At 70.6% G+C, this 17,790-nt stretch carries 21 protein-coding genes and 1 riboswitch; of the genes, 6 read left to right on the top strand and 15 right to left on the bottom strand.

The window, feature by feature from the left end; genetic code table 11:
• The 11 genes from DEI83_RS06415 to DEI83_RS06450 form a co-directional block, all read right to left on the bottom strand.
• Positions 1-216, bottom strand: a complete 216-nt coding sequence (locus DEI83_RS06415; protein WP_146243254.1) for a hypothetical protein — start codon at positions 214-216, stop codon at positions 1-3.
• Entirely contained in the window at positions 213-374 is a 162-nt protein-coding gene (locus DEI83_RS15870; protein WP_181431100.1) for a hypothetical protein, read from the bottom strand. The genes DEI83_RS06415 and DEI83_RS15870 overlap by 4 nt, the downstream gene beginning before the upstream one ends.
• Positions 371-1,171, bottom strand: coding sequence for a BRO family protein (locus DEI83_RS06420; protein ID WP_111080970.1), 801 nt, complete (start codon positions 1,169-1,171; stop codon positions 371-373). The genes DEI83_RS15870 and DEI83_RS06420 overlap by 4 nt, the downstream gene beginning before the upstream one ends.
• Entirely contained in the window at positions 1,168-1,590 is a 423-nt protein-coding gene (locus DEI83_RS06425; protein ID WP_111080971.1) for a hypothetical protein, read from the bottom strand. Before DEI83_RS06425 ends, DEI83_RS06420 begins: the two co-directional genes overlap by 4 nt.
• Positions 1,587-1,724: a hypothetical protein gene (locus DEI83_RS15875; protein WP_181431101.1), complete on the bottom strand. Its 138-nt coding sequence runs from the start codon at positions 1,722-1,724 to the stop codon at positions 1,587-1,589. Before DEI83_RS15875 ends, DEI83_RS06425 begins: the two co-directional genes overlap by 4 nt.
• Before the next feature lie 93 nt (positions 1,725-1,817).
• Complete coding sequence (locus tag DEI83_RS16195) at positions 1,818-1,940, bottom strand: hypothetical protein (RefSeq protein WP_258371079.1); 123 nt, start codon at positions 1,938-1,940, stop codon at positions 1,818-1,820.
• A 71-nt stretch (positions 1,941-2,011) separates the two neighbouring features.
• A complete protein-coding gene (locus DEI83_RS06430) occupies positions 2,012-2,257 on the bottom strand; it encodes a hypothetical protein (RefSeq protein WP_111080972.1) in 246 nt (81 codons plus the stop codon).
• A gap of 551 nt (positions 2,258-2,808) precedes the next feature.
• Positions 2,809-3,639: a hypothetical protein gene (locus DEI83_RS06435; protein WP_111080973.1), complete on the bottom strand. Its 831-nt coding sequence runs from the start codon at positions 3,637-3,639 to the stop codon at positions 2,809-2,811.
• A gap of 3 nt (positions 3,640-3,642) precedes the next feature.
• Positions 3,643-4,401, bottom strand: a complete 759-nt coding sequence (locus DEI83_RS06440) for a helix-turn-helix domain-containing protein (RefSeq protein WP_111080974.1) — start codon at positions 4,399-4,401, stop codon at positions 3,643-3,645.
• Complete coding sequence (locus DEI83_RS06445) at positions 4,398-4,616, bottom strand: helix-turn-helix domain-containing protein (protein WP_111080975.1); 219 nt, start codon at positions 4,614-4,616, stop codon at positions 4,398-4,400. The genes DEI83_RS06440 and DEI83_RS06445 overlap by 4 nt, the downstream gene beginning before the upstream one ends.
• The gene (locus DEI83_RS06450) at positions 4,613-4,795 is read right to left on the bottom strand and encodes a helix-turn-helix domain-containing protein (RefSeq protein WP_111080976.1); all 183 of its coding nucleotides are present in this window, start codon (positions 4,793-4,795) and stop codon (positions 4,613-4,615) included. Before DEI83_RS06450 ends, DEI83_RS06445 begins: the two co-directional genes overlap by 4 nt.
• A gap of 155 nt (positions 4,796-4,950) precedes the next feature.
• Here DEI83_RS06450 and DEI83_RS06455 point away from each other — a divergent pair, with 155 nt between their 5' ends.
• The 3 genes from DEI83_RS06455 (at position 4,951) to DEI83_RS06465 (ending at position 6,447) form a co-directional block, all read left to right on the top strand.
• Positions 4,951-5,331 carry a helix-turn-helix transcriptional regulator gene (locus DEI83_RS06455; RefSeq protein ID WP_111080977.1) on the top strand — a complete coding sequence of 127 codons (381 nt, stop codon included), beginning with the start codon at positions 4,951-4,953 and terminating at the stop codon, positions 5,329-5,331.
• 10 nt (positions 5,332-5,341) lie between these two features.
• Positions 5,342-5,779, top strand: a complete 438-nt coding sequence (locus DEI83_RS06460; protein ID WP_181431102.1) for an ImmA/IrrE family metallo-endopeptidase — start codon at positions 5,342-5,344, stop codon at positions 5,777-5,779.
• Positions 5,780-6,102: 323 nt separating this feature from the next.
• On the top strand, positions 6,103-6,447 hold the full coding sequence (locus DEI83_RS06465; protein WP_111080979.1) for a metallopeptidase family protein: 345 nt from the start codon (positions 6,103-6,105) through the stop codon (positions 6,445-6,447).
• Between the two features lie 25 nt (positions 6,448-6,472).
• Here DEI83_RS06465 and DEI83_RS06470 read toward each other — a convergent pair whose 3' ends face one another.
• The 4 genes from DEI83_RS06470 to DEI83_RS06485 form a co-directional block, all read right to left on the bottom strand.
• Positions 6,473-7,054, bottom strand: a complete 582-nt coding sequence (locus tag DEI83_RS06470) for an ATP-binding protein (RefSeq protein ID WP_258371080.1) — start codon at positions 7,052-7,054, stop codon at positions 6,473-6,475.
• The gene (locus DEI83_RS06475; protein ID WP_181431103.1) at positions 7,047-9,575 is read right to left on the bottom strand and encodes an ATP-binding cassette domain-containing protein; all 2,529 of its coding nucleotides are present in this window, start codon (positions 9,573-9,575) and stop codon (positions 7,047-7,049) included. Before DEI83_RS06475 ends, DEI83_RS06470 begins: the two co-directional genes overlap by 8 nt.
• A gap of 35 nt (positions 9,576-9,610) precedes the next feature.
• Positions 9,611-10,252, bottom strand: coding sequence for an ECF transporter S component (locus DEI83_RS06480; protein ID WP_258371081.1), 642 nt, complete (start codon positions 10,250-10,252; stop codon positions 9,611-9,613).
• Positions 10,247-10,358: riboswitch (TPP riboswitch) on the bottom strand. Its footprint overlaps the gene before it by 6 nt.
• Before the next feature lie 101 nt (positions 10,359-10,459).
• Positions 10,460-10,789, bottom strand: coding sequence for a hypothetical protein (locus tag DEI83_RS06485; protein ID WP_110824005.1), 330 nt, complete (start codon positions 10,787-10,789; stop codon positions 10,460-10,462).
• Between the two features lie 210 nt (positions 10,790-10,999).
• Between DEI83_RS06485 and glgX the strand changes: the two genes are divergently transcribed.
• Genes glgX through treZ form a run of 3 tightly spaced genes read left to right on the top strand, consistent with a single transcriptional unit; the run spans position 11,000 to position 17,729 of the window.
• Positions 11,000-13,465, top strand: a complete 2,466-nt coding sequence (gene glgX / locus DEI83_RS06490; RefSeq protein WP_258371082.1) for a glycogen debranching protein GlgX — start codon at positions 11,000-11,002, stop codon at positions 13,463-13,465.
• Positions 13,462-15,978 carry a malto-oligosyltrehalose synthase gene (gene treY / locus DEI83_RS06495; RefSeq protein ID WP_111080981.1) on the top strand — a complete coding sequence of 839 codons (2,517 nt, stop codon included), beginning with the start codon at positions 13,462-13,464 and terminating at the stop codon, positions 15,976-15,978. The genes glgX and treY overlap by 4 nt, the downstream gene beginning before the upstream one ends.
• The gene (treZ, locus tag DEI83_RS06500; RefSeq protein ID WP_111080982.1) at positions 15,975-17,729 is read left to right on the top strand and encodes a malto-oligosyltrehalose trehalohydrolase; all 1,755 of its coding nucleotides are present in this window, start codon (positions 15,975-15,977) and stop codon (positions 17,727-17,729) included. Before treY ends, treZ begins: the two co-directional genes overlap by 4 nt.
• Positions 17,730-17,790 lie beyond the last annotated feature (61 nt).

Consider the following 17,790-nt stretch of genomic DNA (forward strand, 5'->3'; position numbering starts at 1 on the left):
TCACGACGCGTCCTCCCGGGCGCCTGAGGTCTGCTCCAGGCGGCGGACCTTGATCTCGAGAGCTTCGACGCGCTCGCGGCAACGTGCGATGTGGCCCGGACGACCGGCCGCCTCAGCGAGCGCGAGCCGCTCACGCCGGTGCGTCAGCTTGGTCCGCAGCACGCCGATCGAGAGCGACTCGAGCTGCTCGTACTGCCCCACAGGTGATGCGGTCACGACGTCACCGCCAGGCCGAGCATGTTCAGCACGTCGTCGCAGTCGTCACCGAGACGGCGCCGGACACCAGCGGCGACGGTGCTGCGTGCGTCCTCGATCGACGCGGTCCGTCTCGGGTCTTCGGTGCGGAGGTCCTGGGGTGCGTAGGAGGTGATCATGCGTTCGTTCCTTCGACTGCGTGGAGCGCGGGGGCGTCGAGCCGTCCGAGTCGGACGCGGAGACGCTCGAGGCCGCGGATGGTGACGCGCACCTGAGGCGGGTCGATGACGACCAGGCCGGTGCGCGGGTGGTGGTGGGACTGCGGCCGCTCGGCGAGGTAGCCGGAGTCGACTGCGACCTGGCGGGCCTTCCACTTGCCGGGCCCGTACTTGTCCGCCGGACCGCGGAAGATCCAGCCCAGAGACTCGAGCTGGTCGAAGAGGCGCTGACGTCCGGTCTCGATGCCGGCGCGAGCGAGGATCTTCGCCGCGTCGGCGACCTCGTAGTCACCGCTGGCGTCCGCGAGCTCGTCCCACGCTGCAGCCCGCGGCGTGAGCACAGCGATCTGCTCGTCCTTCTGCTCGAGCATCCGAGCGGACGCCTGCAACGCCCGAGCGACGAGCGACGCGTCGTCCTCCGGCGCCGGGGCGACGTACTGCCCAGTTCTCCTGATCGCCGGGAGGACGTCGTGCGTCACCCAGCGCTGGAAGGAGCGAGCCCGGCCCGATCGACTCAACAGCATCAGGGCGTACAGACCAGGCTCGTTCACCACCGTCATTGCCTGTGTGCCGCCAGGGGTGTCCACGGCCGTGGACACCCTTTCGTCAGCTGCTAGCTGCTGAGTGGCGTCGCGGTACTTGCGGATGCCGAGTACGTCGCACGCGTCCTTCGCGACGAACCAGGTCGCCCCGTCGATCACGACGGTTCGCACGGGCGCACCCTCGAAGCGCAACTGCACCACGGCTGCCGCGTTCACCGGTCACTCCTCAGGACGAGCGCCTTGAGGAAGTTGAATCCGGCTTCAGTTCGTGCAGCGAACGCGTCGCGGTCCGCCCGCGGGTAAGACAGCGCCTCGGCTGCTTTGAGCGCGTCGTCGAAGGTGATTGGCAGGTACTCGCTGCGGTTACCTGCACCGCCCAGACGGACCAGTGACCGTTCGTTCTCCTTGGAGCAGGAGTGGGGTCCAGACAAAGCGATGCGCCCGACCTGACCGCCATGGGCCCGCGCGGCCCGCTCGTGTGCCTTCAGCCGCGAGGGCGGGTCAGCAGTAACTCCGACCTTCACGCCGGCGTTGACGTACTCGACGATGTAGAGGTGCTGTTCGGCACCGGCCAGGAGGGTCGAGTCGCGGCCTGCCTTGCGATCCGCGTACTGGAAGACGTCGAGCGCGCTCACCGTCGGTGCCCCTTCCGCGTGTGCTTCCGCTTGGGCTGCGAGCGTCGCGACTGCTCCTGCTTCGCGCGCAGTTCCCGTTGTGCCGCTGCGCGGCCGGCTGCGTACGCCTCTGAGATCGCGGGGTCGGGGTTCATGCCGAGCTCCTTCGGGAGGAAGAGAAGCGGGCGCTGAGCACGACGCGCATGCCCAGCGCCCGCAGGTGCTGATGAAGAGGTGGACGTGCCCGCTCACTGGCGGGGGTGGTCCGTGACGATCCGTCCGACGCGGGCGAGCTCCTTCGTCGGGATGAAGTGCTCCCGGCCAGGCTCGTGGTCGTAACGGACGGTGAGGCCGGCGTCGGTCTCCTTCACGATGGCGCCGCGAGAGTCCGTGCCCCAGGGGCGGAAGTACCGTCTCCTGCTGGCGCTCGGCGCCGGCCGGCTCACCGGCCGCGTCCGTTCTTCCCGATGCCGAGGTGCTTGCGGATCGCGTCGTACAGCCCGAGCCGCGACATCGTCGCGTCGATGCGACGGTCGGCCCGGTAGACGCTGACCGCCCGCTCGGCGACCGGCGTGCCGACCTTCACGGGGTGCTGGAACGGCGGGACCGGTGCCCCGCCGAAGAACGCCGCCCGTTCGAGGCTGGCATGACGGCGGCGCTTCCTGATCTTGCGTGCGGTGGTGCTCATCGGTGCTCCCTTGCTCGTGCGGATGATGGGGAGCGCGTCCGGCTAGGGGTCCGGACGCGCTCAGCAGGACGCAGCGGTTCGACCCGCTGCGCCCCTCGTCCGTTGGTGACCCGGTGACCGCCGGGGTGATGCGTAGTCAGCCCGTCCTCCACGCCAGGCCCGGTAGCCCTTCACTGCGTGGGTGTAGCGACCCGTCTTCGCTCGATGAGCGACTTGCCGGAGGACGGACGCCGTACTGCTGACCGAAGTTGAACTGCCGGCCTCCGCGTTCAAGCGGGCGGCCGGAAACTTGAAGGCGGGAATGCTCGGCCGTCCACCACGACGACCGCGCACACCAGTTGGTTCACCCGCCTGGAAGTAGTGCTCTGTGTAGTTGTCCCGCTTGGTGTCGCCGCCGCAGCCGGCTGGCTGCTGGTGCCTGGGCCTGGAACCCGTTCGAGGTAGGAGCAGGCGACGCGAGTCGTACAGCGCCCGTTTTCGGGCGCAGTAGTCCACCCCGGGGTCGAACCGGGACGAGACCGCCTCCTACGGCGGGTGGACCAGCGGGCTGGTTAGGCCGCGATCTTCGGGATGTCGATGAGGCCGCCCTTGGTGGAGTGCACCTTGACGATGGAGAGGCGCTTGTTCTGGCGGCGCGCGTTCCAGCACCGGAAGACCACTGAGAGCTGCACCGACTCGGGCCACGACCGTCGGGCACGCCGGTTCTCGGCGAACCAGTTCGTCATCGCGATGACGGGATCGCCGGGGCGCAGGCCGACCTTCTGGGATGCGTCCATCCAGAACTCGGTCGCGGCCCCTTCGTCGTACTCAGCGAACCGCCAGTGGGTGTACGTGACAAGCGCAGGCGTGCTGTCAGCGCGGCGGGCGTACTTCGCGCCGATCTCGGCCGACTTGAACAACGCCGGGTGCTCGTAGATGAACTCCTCGAGCGCTGCGTTCGTCGGGCGCATGTTGCGCCCGTTGAGCTGTCCGTTCATCTCGCGCCAGGCGATAGCCGCCGCAGCGGCTACGTGGGTGGGGTTGGACATGCCGTTGATGGTGAGCTGGTCTGCAACCGATCGCTTGGCGCCCGAGTCCATGGTTGCCTGCGCCGTGTCCGGGATGTTGTAGACGACGAACATCTGCACGGGCGTGTTCGCGCGGATGACAGCCTGCATGCGGTTCTGGCCGTCCTGCATCTTCTGTGGGTCGTGCTTGGGGCCCCGGAACTTGATGGCCTCACCGTTGAGCTGCCACCGGCCGGCTGCCATGTCGGCGGCGAAACCGCGGATGTTCGCTTCCTTGAGCTTCCGGTTCCCCGTGTTCAGTCCGAGCCAGGCTCGGGCGAGGTCCGGCGTGACAGTGACGACGTCGAACTCGGGCGCTACGATGGAGTCGTTCATTGATCAGTCCTCCGACTGGTTGAAGTTGTCGAGTAGGTCCTGGCAGACCTCGACGGTGAACATGAGGTGGCCCCTGATGAGGGAGGCCACCTCTTCTTTGTTTCGGGCGTAGCGATCGTCGGCAGCGATGCGCTGAAGTCGCTCGGCGAGCTTGCGGGCGTCCCAACCCGCGTTGCGGGCGGTGTCCGTCAGCGGGGAACGACGGGGTGCTGGCTTCTCGGCCGGCACGTTGTACGTCTTCCCGTCGACGCCCGTCACCGTGCGAGGTTCGGGCGTCGGAATCTCGGCACCGATGTCGCCGACGGTTACTTCGCCCGTGGCCTCGTTGAGAAATCCATCGTCCGGCGACCACTCCCCTGTAGTCGACGGTGAACGGCCATCTTCGTCGCCCCCGACTGGCGGAGCCGTTTCGGCAGGTGTAACAGGTGTTACAGGTGCGAGGTCACGCGACACGGTCATGTGCGACGTCCCAACGATCGGTGCGATCGCCCTGACGCTCATGCCGGCCTCTGCCAGTTCACGAACAATCTCGCGACGCAGTTCGACGCCGACCTTCGCCAGCGCGTCGCCGAACCTGTCCTGCGCGTAAGCGCCGTGCGACTTGTACCCGAGTGCGGCGTACGCCTGACGTTCGATCGCCTCGCGGATCATCGGCATGACCGCGACGTAGTTGTCGCCGATCGTGTCGAGTCGGAGACCGATCCGAGTGGAGATGCGCTCGGCTTCGTCCCTCGTCATCACCGCGGGGAGAACGATGCTCACGATGCCCTCCTGATCTTCTTCCTGCTGGGCGGTGCCCAGGAGTCCTGCCGTTCGGGTTGCAAGGCCGCCCGAACTTCTGAGAGGCGGTAGCGGTAGAGCTTCCGAACCTTGAGGTACGGGATGTCTCCGCTGTGCGTAAGGCGGTGGATGGTGTCGGTCGAGACGCCGAGAGCGACCGCCAACTCCTTCCGACTGATGTCCGGCTCGTCGGTCATGCGGCGGCCGCACCCGGGGGCGCGCTTGCTGCGATGAGGTCGACCAGGCCAGTGCCGAGAGCGGTCGCGATGATGTCGAGCTCATCGATGGTGAACGCGGACTGCGCGTTCAGCCGCCGAGTGAGCGTGGTCAGCGGGATTCCGGTCGCTGCCGAGAGCCAGACGCGGGACTGGCGCATGCGGCCGAGTCGAGCGAGTACCTCATCAGCCACGACCCGGGATGTCGGTGTCGTCGTCGTGGTTGCCATACAGAAACCATGCCACTCGGGTTTCCATACGGCAACCCCGTTTCCACTATTGACACGGAGTTTCCATAATCGGTACTGTTTCGACCATGCCAGCAACTGCACGTCCCGAACCCAGTGCGATCACCAAGGAGGTCGCCGCGATTCTCACCGGCGTTCTCGCGCGCCGAGGGGTCGAGCAGCAGGAACTGGCCGCCGCCGTGGGCGTCTCGCGATCGCAGATCTCGCGGATGCTCGCCGGGAGCAAGCACTGGGACGTCGACCAGTTGGGTGCCGCGTGCGACTTCCTGGGACTCGACGTGCTTGACGTGCTGCGCGAGGCAGCGAGCGCGGTCGAAGATCGACGAGATGTCAGTGCCTCCACTGAGGATGACGAAGCGGACATCGACGTCACCAACGAAGTCCGCTCGGCGTGGGGCCGCGCGGCACACAAGGGGCCGCGAAAGGCGGACGTCCCCTACGCCGACTGAGGGGAAAACCATGCGCGACCTGATCCAACTCGCGGCGTCGTACGGCGTCCGCATCGAGCTCTGCCACATCACGGACGCGAATGGCTATTACGACCCGGATGCCGGCAAGGTGCTCATCGACATCGCACTGACCCCCGATGAAAAGCGGTCAGTCATCGCGCACGAACTCGGCCATGTGCACCACGGCCATGAGTGCGGCGGTGAGCGTGACAGCCGCTTCGAGCGACAAGCTCGCGCATACGCCGCCCACCTGCTCGTGCATCCGATCGACTACGCCGATGCGGAACATGTCAGCGAGGACGCCTTCCACATCGCCGAGGAACTGGGGGTGACCGTAGAGGTCATTGACGACTACCGGTCCATGTGCGTACAACGCCTCGGAGAACGCACCTACAGCCGATCCGCTCGCGGCCGACTGACCAACGAGCTTGCTCGGGCCCTCTCCTGACCTCCCCATCAGGCCATCTGCATCCTGTTGCCGCGGATGTAGCCGGGGCTACAAATCGCGGCGATTCCGCGGTACTTTGGGCCATGCTGCCGATGATGGCCGCAACCTCCTGCATCCGCATCCGGACGGGGAAGGACCGCTCCACTGCGGTCGGAACACCAACTGATTCAAGCCCCGTTACTCACCCCAGCATCGCTGACACAGCGACACGAAGGCCCTCGTCCGACGGACGGGGGCCTTCGTGATGTCGACGGTGTCCCGGAAGGAGCGGAGCCCGCCGCAGCCAGCTCTCCCCCGGGCAGCTGTGTCACGATCACCTCGTGATGGAGATGTCGGCCGAGGACTTCGAGCAGCTGGTGACCGACGAACTCGACCTGCTGCCGGACGAGATGGTCGACGGGCTCGACAACGTCGTCTTCGTCGTCGAGGACGAACCCGAGGACGGCTCTGACCTGTTCGGCGTGTACGACGGCGTCGCCACGACCGAGCGCGGCCAGTACGGGTTCGGTGAGCTGCCCGACCGGATCGTCGTCTTCCGGAAGCAGCACCTGGCGGAGTGCGACACCCTCGACGAGCTCAAAGACGAGGTGCACACCACGCTCGTCCACGAGATCGGACACTTCTACGGCATCGACGACGAGCGGCTGCACGAGCTCGGTTGGGCATGAGTCGAGGGCGACGACCGCTCGATGCTCAGGTCCGCACCACCAGGTCGGCGAGTGCCACCGGCTGCTCCGCCGCGATGAACGCCTCCTCCTGCGCGGCCCATCGCTCCCACTCGCGCGCGAACGCGGCGCCGTCCCGGCCGATCGCCCGGTCCCACCGCACCGCGTCGTCGGCCTCGAGCCACACCCGCACGGTGGCCAGCGGCGCGGCGGCGCGGGAGAGCGCTCCGCACCCTTCGACGACCAGCGCCGCGTCGGGGTCGAGCGCCCGCCATCCGGACGGCCGGTCGGCCTGCCAGTCCCACCCGCGGTACCCGGACGGGGAGCCGAGCACGTCGGTCACCACGGCCTCGGCGGCGGCCCGCAGACCGTCCCACCCGGGGTAGAGGTCGTCGAGGTGCACCACCTGCGCGCCGAGCGCGGCGGCGAGCGCGTTCCCGAGCGTGGTCTTGCCCGTCCCCGACCGTCCGTCGACGAGCACCACCACACGGCCGCGGGCACCGGCACCGTCCCGACCGACACCGCCCGCACCGGCGGCGTGGACCCGTGCCACGACCTCGTCGACCACACCCCCGACGTCGGACGTGCTCCCCGCCGGCTCCTCAGGCACGCCAGGTCCCCGCGGCCACCGCTACGGTGGTGGCCACCGCTCCGAGGCCGACCAGCACGCCGACCATGGCCCACTCGGGACCGGCGAACCGGACGCTGCGCGCCCAGGTCCGCCGTCCGGGAGCGCCGAACCCGCGCGACTCCATCGCCACCGCGAGCGTCGTCGCCCGCCGGAGCGCCAGCACGAGCAGCGCGAACGCCATCGACGCGCCGCGCCGCAGACGACCGGTGTCGGCCACGCCCCGGGCTCGCCGTGCGCTGCCGAGCTGTCGCCAGTCGTCGCCGAGCAGGGTGGTCATCCGGATCGCCGCGAGGGCGCCGAGCACGAACCGCGACGGCAGCCGGAGCAGTTGCGCGAGCCCGTCGGCGAGGTCCGTCGGGTCCACCCGCACGAACAGCGCGATCGCGGGCAGTCCGACCGCGAGCACGCGCAGCGCGGTCGCGAGGGCGAGGGCCAACGACCCGTCCGTCACGTGCGCGAAGCCGACGTCGAACCACTCCCGTCCAGAGGGACGGCCGTACAGGGCGATGCTCACCGCCGTCAGCGGCACCGCTGCCAGCAGCGGGACCGTCCGCAGCAGCAGCGTCCGCGGCGGGATCCGGAGGAGCGGCAGCAGCAGCACCTCGAGCGCGAGCGCGACGGCCGCCGACACGACGTCGAGACTCAGCACGAGGCACAGGCCGAGTGCCAGCACGCCGAGCAGCGACGCCACGGGCTGCACGCCGTGGATCCCGCGGGGGCGGACGGGAGGCTCGGCCCACCCGGGCGGTCCGGCCGCTGCCCCGGGGGTCGTCGCGCTGGTGGGCTCGGTGCTCGTGCTGCTGCGCCGGCCGGCCGAGACGACCGAGACGACCGGCGCGGCCGGGTCGGTCCGGGCGGCCACCCCGGAGCGAGCAGCCGAGTCGGTGGCGGCGGCCGAGTCGGTCTCCGCGACCGAGTCGGTCTCCGCGACCGCCGCGACCGTCCGACCGGCGGCTGCCGCTCCCGTGTGCCGCAGCGGGTCCTGCCCCCGCGACCCCGCTGCGCGGACCCCGTCGGCACCGAGCACGACCTCGTCCGCGTCGAGCGCCCGCACGAGGTCGCGGTCGTGCGTCACGGCGACCACGGCGGTGCCGGCGTCGGCGAGTGCGCCGATCCGCTCGACCACCGCCTGCCAGGTCGCCCGGTCCTGCCCCGAGGTCGGTTCGTCGAGCACGAGCACGGGTGGCTCGGCGGCGATCACGGCCCCGATCGCGAGTCGGCGCTGCTCACCACCGGACAGGCTGAACGGGTGCTGGTCGGCGAGGTGCGCCAGGTCGAAGTCGGCGAGCACCCGGTCCACCCGGTCGTCGACGTCGTGGTGACCCACGGCGCGTGGACCGGCGGCGAGCTCCTCGCGGACGGTCCGGGCGATGAACTGGTGTTCGGGGTCCTGGAAGACGGTGCCGATCCGGGCGGCGAGCTCGCGGCTGGACCACGCCGAGGGGTCCTCCCCCGCGTCCCCTCGGAGTGCTGTGGTCGCGCGGAGCGAACCCGCTGCGGGTCGGAGGAGCCCGCCCAGGGTCAGCCCGAGCGTGGACTTCCCGACCCCGTTCGGACCGGTGATCGCGATGACCCGGCCGGCGCGGACGGTGAGGTCGATCCCCCTGCCGATCTGCGGTCCCCGGCCCCGCGCCGTCCCGAGGGCCGACGCGACCAGGCGATCGGTGCCTCCCGACCGGTCTGCCGCGTGGGCACGGTCCGTGCGGCGACGTGCCGAACCGGGTGCGGGCTCGCTGCCCGGCACCCAGACGCCGGCCGCGGTGAGCGCCGGTCCGTGGGCGGCGAGCACCTCGGCCGGAGGCCCGTCGGCCACGACGCCGCCGGCCGGTTCGAGCAGCACCAGGCGGTCGACCAGGTCGAGCCAGGTGCTGATCCGGTGTTCGACGACCAGGAGCGTCGCGCCGGACTCCTCCAGCACGGCACGGACGGCGTCGTGCACCTGCGCGACCCCGTCCGGGTCGAGGTTCGCGCACGGCTCGTCGAGCACGAGGGCCCCCGGGCGCATCGCGAGCACCCCGGCGAGTGCCAGCCGCTGCCGCTGCCCGCCCGACATCGCCGTGGTGGACCGGTCGAGCGGCAGGTCGAGCCCCACGACGTCGAGCGCAGCGCGGACCCGCGGCCAGATGGCCTCCGGTGGCACACCGGTGGCCTCGCACCCGAAGGCCACGTCGTCGCCGATCCGGGACATCACGGTGTGCGCCTCGGGGTCCTGCATCACCAGACCCACCCGGCCGCGCGCGCTGCCGGGCGCGGCCCCGTCGACGAGCACCTCACCCTGGACCGCGGCGGCCGTGTCGTCGTCCGGATCGGGCTCGTCGGGCAACACGGCGGCGACGGCTCGGAGCAGGGTCGACTTGCCGGCGCCGGACGGTCCGACGATCGCCACGCGTTCGCCGGGTTCGACGGTCAGCTCGACCCCGCGCACGGCCCAGGCGTCACGCGATGCATACCGCCAGCCCCAGTCGCGGAAGGTGATGCGGGCCGCTGGTGTGGCGGTCACGGACCCAGGGCCGGCAGCGGCTGCCGGTGCGGTCGTCACGCCGGGGTTCGGGCCGCACGCTTGGTGTGCTCACGGCCGGCGGCGAACGACGAGAGCACGCCCGTGGCCGCGAGCGCGCGGACGATGAGCCACGAGCCGAGGCCCGCGATCACGGCACCCGAGATGACGGCGCACACGACGTACACGGCCTTGAAGCCGGCGTCGAGCCCCGCGTACCAGAGCAGCGAGTCGTTGATCCCGAGCGCGAGGCCCGCGGCGGCCCCGGCGAGGACGATCACCGGCAGTCGGTAGACGCGGTAGAGGAACACCGCCAGGACGAGTTCGGCGCCGAGGCCCTGCACGAGACCGGCCTCGAGCGTGAGCCAGCCCCACTGGGTCCCGAGCAGGGCCTCGACCGACGCCGCGACCATCTCGGCGTACAGGGCGGCCCCGGGCTTCCGGACGACGATCGCGACGATCGGGCCGGCGAGCAGCCAGACACCGCCGAAGAGCGACTGGGACCCGGGGAGCACGAGCGCGGCGGCGGCGCTGATCGGCTCGTAGCCGAACTCCCAGAGCTTGAAGACGACGCCGATCGCGACGGCGAGGACGCTCGCGACGACGATGTCCACGACCCGCCACCGCAGTGAGCGGGTGGCCTTGGTGGACGGTACTGCGGACTGCATGACAGCAGGCATGACCTGGACTCCTCCCTGCGCCGGCATGATCCGGATCAGGTTCGACGGTCGGAGCGCCGTTCGCTCCCTCTCAGCCCGGTGGACCCGGACTCCCGTGTGTGTCCCGCCAGTGTAGTGGCGATGAGGTCATGGGACGCGACCACTGACGGCCAGGAGGCACGGTGCGGATCCGCACCGTGCCTCCCGGCCGTCACAGGGGTCAGACCGTCACTTCTTGAGCGCGCGGATCAACTTGGCGAGCACCTTGCCGGTGACCCAGATGACCGGGATGCTCACGGTGAGGAGCGAGATGAGGTTGGGCTCGAAGGCCAGGTCCTGCCCAGGGCGGCGGACGTACGCGCCGACCGGGAGCGAGACGGCACCGCCGCCACCGCCGCCAGCGCCGTCCTCGTCGGCGTCGGAGCCGCCGCCGAAGCCGTACCAGTTGACGGAGACGGGGATCAGCGTGCTGTCCCCGACGTCCACCGGGTCGCCGTAGTTCGAGGCGACGCCGACGGGCCGCACCTTGTCTGCGATCTGCGTGACGATGTTGGTCATGGCGGCGACGCTACTCCGCGAGCGCTGGCTGTCCGGTCGTCCGTGACGAACTGTGGAGAAGTCGTGCGAGGCCATCGGCGGTGGCGGACGGGGCCACTGCACGGCACGACGCGGTGGGGAGGGAGAACGCTCCACAGTGCGCGGTCCGAGCCCGGACATCACAGGGGCCCGCCGATACGTTGGCCACGTTCACCCCTTCTGGAGGCACGTTTGCACACCTGGCCCGGCAACCCCTACCCGCTCGGCGCGACCTACGACGGCAGCGGCACCAACTTCGCCGTGTTCAGCGAGGTCGCCGAACGGGTCGAGCTCTGCCTGTTCGACGCCGACGGCACCGAAGAACGCGTCCGCCTCGTCGAGGTCGACGCGCACGTGTGGCACGCGTACCTGCCCACCGTCGGCCCCGGGCAGGAGTACGGCTTCCGCGTCCACGCCCCGTACGACCCGGCGAACGGCCTGCGCTCGAACCCGGCGAAGCTCCTGCTCGACCCGTACGCCAAGGCGACGAGCGGCGACATCGACTGGGACCAGTCCCTGTTCTCGTACACGTTCGGCGACCCGGACTCGACGAACGACGAGGACTCGGCGTCCCACATGATGAAGGGCGTCGTCATCAACCCGTTCTTCGACTGGCAGGGCGACCGCGCACCGCGGATCCCCTACGGCGAGACGGTCATCTACGAAGCGCACGTCAAGGGCCTCACCGAGACGCACCCCGACGTCCCCGAAGAACAGCGCGGCACCTACGCCGGCGTGGCCCACCCGGCGGTCATCGAGCACCTGAAGCGGCTCGGCGTCACCACCCTCGAACTCATGCCGGTGCACCAGTTCGTGAACGACTCGACCCTGCAGGACAAGGGACTGTCGAACTACTGGGGCTACAACACGATCGGGTTCTTCGCGCCGCACTCGCACTACTCCGCCGCGGGCGACAAGGGCCAGCAGGTGCAGGAGTTCAAGGCGATGGTGCGCGAGCTGCACCTGGCCGGCATCGAAGTCGTGCTCGACGTGGTCTACAACCACACGGCCGAGGGCAACCACCTCGGCCCGACGCTGTCCTTCCGCGGGATCGACAACGCCGCGTACTACCGCCTGATGGAGGACGACAAGCGGTACTACCGCGACTACACGGGCACGGGCAACTCGCTCAACGTCGGCCACCCGCACTCGCTGCAGCTCATCATGGACTCGCTCCGCTACTGGGTGACCGAGATGCACGTCGACGGCTTCCGCTTCGACCTCGCTGCCGCGCTCGCCCGTGAGTTCTACGAGGTGGACCGGCTCGCGGCGTTCTTCGAACTGGTGCAGCAGGACCCGATCGTGTCCCAGGTCAAGCTCATCGCCGAGCCGTGGGACGTCGGCCCCGGTGGCTACCAGGTGGGCAACTTCCCGCCGCAGTGGTCGGAGTGGAACGGCAAGTACCGCGACACGGTGCGCGACTTCTGGCGGGGTGAGCCCTCGACGCTCGGCGAGTTCGCGTCGCGCATCTCCGGGTCCGCCGACCTCTACGAGCACGACGGCCGCACGCCCAAGGCGAGCATCAACTTCATCACCGCGCACGACGGCTTCACGCTGTACGACCTGGTCGCCTACAACGACAAGCACAACGACGCCAACGGCGAGGACAACAACGACGGCGAGAGCCACAACCGGTCCTGGAACTCCGGCGTGGAGGGACCGACGGACGACCCCGCCGTGAACGAACTCCGTCTCCAGCGCCGACGCAACTTCCTCGCGACGCTGCTCCTCAGCCAGGGCGTCCCGATGATCGCGCACGGCGACGAACTCGGACGCACCCAGCAGGGCAACAACAACGTCTACGCGCAGGACTCCGAGCTGAGCTGGATCGACTGGGCCGCCGCCGACGACGAACTGATCCAGTTCACCGCCGACGTCGTCAAGCTCCGCCACGACCACCCGACGTTCCGCCGGACCCGGTACTTCAACGGCCGTCCGGTCCGTCGTGGCGAGGGCGAGCCGTTGCCCGACGTGGTGTGGCTGACCCCGGCCGGCGACGCCATGCAGCCCGAGGAGTGGGACTCCGGCTTCGGCAAGAGCGTCGGCATGTACCTGAACGGCGAGGGCATCCGCGGCCGCGACGCCCGCGGCGAGCGGGTGACCGACGTGGCGTTCCTGACGTACTTCAACGCCCACGACGGGGTCGTCACGTTCACCCTCCCACCGGAGGAGTACTCCCCCGGCTGGACCGTCCGGATCGACACCGCGCAGCCGGGTGCCCGCGACGACGTGCTCGAGGCCGGCGACGCGCTCGACGTGCCCGCCCGGTCGATGATCGTGCTCCGCGCCGAACCGGAGCACGAGATCCAGCGGACGCCCGTCGACACCGCGCAGCAGGACGAGCCGGCGCACCCCGCCGCCAGCCCGGCGAACCCCGCGGGATCGGCAACGCCCAGTGCCGCGGGGACACCCGACGCTGCCGGGACATCCAGTGCCGCCGGGACGCCCGGTGCCGCTGACGTCGCCCCGACGATGTCGAGCTCGCCGACGAGCACGACGGCGGCGAGCACCCCGCCCGCAGAACCCGAGCCGGCTTCGTCCGCGACGACGGACGACGCCGGAACCGAGACCCCTGCCACATCCCCCTCCGACGACGCTGCGTCCGAGCGCGACGCGCCCGGCGCCGCCGGAGCCGACACCCCTGGAAGTGCCGCATGACCCGCCGCAACCCGACCTCCACCTACCGCCTCCAGGTCACGGCCGACTTCGACCTCGACGCCGCCCGCGACGTCGTGGACTACGTCCGGGACCTCGGCGCCGACTGGCTGTACCTCTCCCCCGTCCTGCAGGCCGAGCCGGGCTCCGGCCACGGGTACGACGTCGTCGACCACACGCACGTCGACACCGAACGCGGTGGCGACGACGCCCTCCGGGCGCTGGCCGAGGCCGCACACGCGGCGGGCCTCGGTGTCCTGGTCGACGTCGTCCCGAACCACGTCGGTGTGGCCACGCCCGCGGTGAACCCGTGGTGGTGGTCGCTCCTCGAGCACGGCCAGGAGTCCCCGCTGGCGTCGGCGTTCGACGTCGACTGGGCGGCCGGCGGCGGACGCATCCGCATCCCGGTGCTCGACGACCGACTGCTCGACGGCGTCACGCTCGACACCGGCGACGCTGACGGCGCGCCCCGCCTGCTCGTCGGCGAGACCGCGTACCCGACCGCTCCCGGGACCGTGCACGACGGCGACGACCTCGAGACCGTGCACGCGCGGCAGCACTACGAGTTCGTGCACTGGAAGCGTGCCGACTCGGAGCTCAACTACCGCCGGTTCTTCGCGGTGAACACCCTCGCGGCGATCCGCGTCGAGGAGCCCGAGGTGTTCGCCGCCTCGCACGGCGTGATCGGCTCCTGGTTCCGGGACGGCCTCGTCGACGGTCTGCGCATCGACCACCCGGACGGTCTGACCGACCCGGCCGGCTACCTCGACGACCTCGCTGACCTGACCGGCGGCGCCTACACGCTCGTCGAGAAGATCCTCGAGCCCGGGGAACTCCTGCCCTCGTCGTGGCCCGTCGACGGCACGACCGGCTACGACGCGCTCGGGTACATCGACCGCGTGTTCGTCGACCCCGCGGGTGAGGCCCCCCTCACCGCGCTCGAGGACCGTCTCCGCGGTGCGCACGTGGCCTGGCAGGACCTGACCCGCGGCACGCGCCGCGGCATCGCCGACGGCATCCTGAACAGCGAGGTCCGTCGTCTCGCCCGCCTGCTCGTCGTCGACCCGGTCGTGCAGGCCGACGGTGCGCCGCTGGACGAGGAGCGGATCGTCGACGCCGTCGCCGAGGTCGTGGCGAGCTTCGAGGTCTACCGGACCTACCTGCCGGAGGGCATCCACCACCTCATCGAGGCGCTCGAGGTCGCCGCGGAGTCCCGTCCGGACCTCGCCGACGTCATCGACCGCATCGCGCCTGCGCTGTGCGACGGGGACGACGCCGCCGCGATCCGCCTGCAGCAGACCAGCGGCATGGTGATGGCGAAGGGCGTCGAGGACACCGCGTTCTACCGGACCTCCCGCCTGTCCTCGCTGAGCGAGGTCGGCGGCGACCCGAGCGTCTTCGCGGTCACCCTCGACGAGTTCCACGCGGCCCAGCGCGAGCGCCTGGCCAGCTGGCCGCTCGCCATGACCACGCTCACCACGCACGACACGAAGCGCAGCGAGGACACCCGCGCCCGCATCGCGGTCCTCGCTGAACTCGGCGAGGAGTGGACGGCGACGTTCGACCGGCTGAACGCCCTCGCCCCGCTCGAGGACGGCGTGTTCGCGAACCTGCTCTGGCAGGCGATCGTCGGCGCCCGCCCGGCCTCTCGCGAGCGTCTGCACGCCTACGCCGAGAAGGCCTCGCGCGAAGCCGGCGACAGCACGACGTGGACCGAGCCGGACGAGGCGTTCGAGCAGCAGATGCACGCACTGGTCGACGCGTCGTTCGACGATCCGGCCGTGGTCGCCGAGCTGGACGCCCTCGACGAGCGGGTCACCGCGGCGGGCTGGTCGAACGGCCTCGGCGCGAAGATCCTGCACCTGACCGCGCCCGGCGTCCCCGACGTCTACCAGGGCACCGAGGCGTGGGACCGCTCCCTCGTCGACCCCGACAACCGTCGTCCGGTGGACTACGCCGAGCGTCGGCGGGTCCTCGCCACGCTCGACGGTGCGGACCACGACGGCCCCGACGCCCTGCCCGGCATCGACCTCGACGCCGCCGCGAAGACCCTGGTCACGAGTCGGGCGCTCCGCCTCCGCCGAGACCACCCGGAGCTCTTCACCCGGTACGTCCCGCTCGACGCCACGGGCACGGCGGCCGACCACGTGGTCGCGTTCGACCGTGGCGGTGCCGTGACGGTCGCCACCCGGTTGCCGCTCGGTCTGGCGGCCGTCGGCGGCTGGGCGGACACCCTGCTGCACGTCGTCCCCGTCGAGCGCGTCGACCTGTTGACCGGCAGGCGTTTCCCGGCCGACCGCGACCTGCTGCTCGATGAGCTGCTCACCGACTTCCCGGTCGCGCTCCTCGTCCCGGCCGACGTCGTCGACGGCGCCGGGCACGACGCGGCCCTCGGCGCCGAGGACGCCCGGCACGCCGGCACCGGCGCCAGCGCCGGCACGACCACCAGCACCACCACCGATGACACCGAGACCGACGCGCAGGCCGAGGTCGAGATCCTGGAGGGTCACGCATGACCAGTCCTGCCCGCTACGGCGTCTGGGCCCCCGAGCCCGAGAACGTCCGCCTCGTCGTCGACGGGACCGAGTACCCGTTGACGCGCGGTGACGACGACTGGTGGACCACCGACGAGGTCGTCCCCGTCGTCGGCGCTCGCTACGGCTTCCGCATCGGCGACGACGACGCCGTCCGTCCCGACCCGCGCAGCCGGTTCCAGCCCGAGGGCGTGCACGGCCCGTCCGAGGTCGTCGACCCCGCCCGCTTCGCCTGGACCGACGACGCCTGGACCGGTCGCCCGGCCCGCGGTGGGGTCGTCTACGAGATGCACGTCGGCACCTTCACCCCCGAGGGCACCCTCGACGCCGCCGCCGCCAAGCTCGAGCACCTCGTCGAGCTCGGCGTGGAGTTCGTCGAGCTCCTGCCGGTGAACGGCGTCAACGGCGAGTGGAACTGGGGCTACGACGGTGTCGCCTGGTACGCGGTGCACGCGCCGTACGGCGGCCCGGACGCCTACGACCGCTTCGTCGACCGGGCGCACGCGCTCGGTCTCGGGGTCATCCAGGACGTCGTGTACAACCACCTCGGCCCGAGCGGCAACTACCTGCCGCTGTACGGTCCGTACCTGGTGCAGGGCCTGGCGAACACGTGGGGCGACTCCGTCAACGTCGAGCACCCCGAGGTGCGCCGGTACGTCCTGGACAACGTGCGCATGTGGTTCCGCGACCACCACGTCGACGGGCTCCGGCTCGACGCCGTGCACGCCATCCGCGACACCACGCGACCACACATCCTGGCGGAGATGGCGAGCGAGACCGACGCGTACTCGGCGTTCACGGGCAAGCCGCTCTCGCTCATCGCCGAGTCGGACCTCAACGACCCGGTCATGTTCCGTCCGCGCGAAGCCGCGGGCTACGGGCTCGCCGGGCAGTGGTCGGACGACTTCCACCACGCCGTGCACGTCGCCGTCACGGGCGAGACGAACGGCTACTACGCCGACTTCGCTCCCCTGACGGCGCTGGCGAAGGTCCTCGACCAGGGGTTCTTCCACGACGGCACGTGGTCCTCGTTCCGGGGCAAGCGGCACGGTCGTCCGATCGACCGGGGCACCTCCCCCACCACGGCGCTCGTCGTCGCGAACCAGAACCACGACCAGATCGGCAACCGGGCAGCCGGTGACCGCCTGGCCGCGACGGTGTCGGACGAGGGGCTGGTCATCGCGGCGGCCCTGACCCTGCTCGGCCCGTTCACGCCGATGCTGTTCATGGGCGAGGAGTTCGCCGCGACGACCCCGTGGCAGTTCTTCACGTCGCACCCGGAGCCCGAGCTCGGCAAGGTGACGGCCGAGGGTCGCATCAAGGAGTTTGCGGAGCACGGCTGGGACGAGTCGACGGTCCCGGACCCGCAGGACCCGACGACGTTCACGAACTCGAAGCTCGTCTGGGCCGACGCCGAGTCGGAGCGTGGCGCCCGGATCCTCAACGCCTACCGCGTGCTCGTCGCCCTCCGCCGGACCGACGAGGCCTTCGTCGACCACCGGTACGAGGCGAACGCCGTCCGGTTCAGCGAGGACGAGCGCTGGCTCGTGCTCACCCGGGGGCTCCTCGGGCCGACCGCGGCACCGGTGCACGTGGTCGTGAACCTGTCCGACGGTACGGCCGAGGTCCCGCTCGTCGGCGCCACGGGCGAGGTGCTCTTCAGTTTCGGTGACGCCGATTTCGACACGGACGGCGTCCGCTTCGGCGGTCGCGGACTGGTCGTGGTGCGCTGACGGCACACGTCACCGACAGACGGACGGGAGGCCCGGTACCAGTCGGTACCGGGCCTCCCGT

Origin of the sequence: Curtobacterium sp. MCBD17_021 (assembly GCF_003234525.1) — a bacterium.
GTDB lineage: Bacteria > Actinomycetota > Actinomycetes > Actinomycetales > Microbacteriaceae > Curtobacterium.

Excerpts from the sequence above, each read along its gene's own strand:
- DEI83_RS15870 (WP_181431100.1), bottom strand. The coding sequence starts at position 374 with ATGATCACCTCCTACGCACCCCAGGACCTCCGCACCGAAGACCCGAGA.
- DEI83_RS15875 (WP_181431101.1), bottom strand. The coding sequence starts at position 1,724 with ATGAACCCCGACCCCGCGATCTCAGAGGCGTACGCAGCCGGCCGCGCA.
- DEI83_RS06430 (WP_111080972.1), bottom strand. The coding sequence starts at position 2,257 with ATGAGCACCACCGCACGCAAGATCAGGAAGCGCCGCCGTCATGCCAGC.
- DEI83_RS06435 (WP_111080973.1), bottom strand. The coding sequence starts at position 3,639 with ATGAACGACTCCATCGTAGCGCCCGAGTTCGACGTCGTCACTGTCACG.
- DEI83_RS06445 (WP_111080975.1), bottom strand. The coding sequence starts at position 4,616 with ATGACCGACGAGCCGGACATCAGTCGGAAGGAGTTGGCGGTCGCTCTC.
- DEI83_RS06450 (WP_111080976.1), bottom strand. The coding sequence starts at position 4,795 with ATGCGCCAGTCCCGCGTCTGGCTCTCGGCAGCGACCGGAATCCCGCTG.
- DEI83_RS06455 (WP_111080977.1), top strand. The coding sequence starts at position 4,951 with ATGCCAGCAACTGCACGTCCCGAACCCAGTGCGATCACCAAGGAGGTC.
- DEI83_RS06460 (WP_181431102.1), top strand. The coding sequence starts at position 5,342 with ATGCGCGACCTGATCCAACTCGCGGCGTCGTACGGCGTCCGCATCGAG.
- DEI83_RS06465 (WP_111080979.1), top strand. The coding sequence starts at position 6,103 with ATGGAGATGTCGGCCGAGGACTTCGAGCAGCTGGTGACCGACGAACTC.
- DEI83_RS06480 (WP_258371081.1), bottom strand. The coding sequence starts at position 10,252 with ATGCCTGCTGTCATGCAGTCCGCAGTACCGTCCACCAAGGCCACCCGC.
- DEI83_RS06485 (WP_110824005.1), bottom strand. The coding sequence starts at position 10,789 with ATGACCAACATCGTCACGCAGATCGCAGACAAGGTGCGGCCCGTCGGC.
- treY (WP_111080981.1), top strand. The coding sequence starts at position 13,462 with ATGACCCGCCGCAACCCGACCTCCACCTACCGCCTCCAGGTCACGGCC.
- treZ (WP_111080982.1), top strand. The coding sequence starts at position 15,975 with ATGACCAGTCCTGCCCGCTACGGCGTCTGGGCCCCCGAGCCCGAGAAC.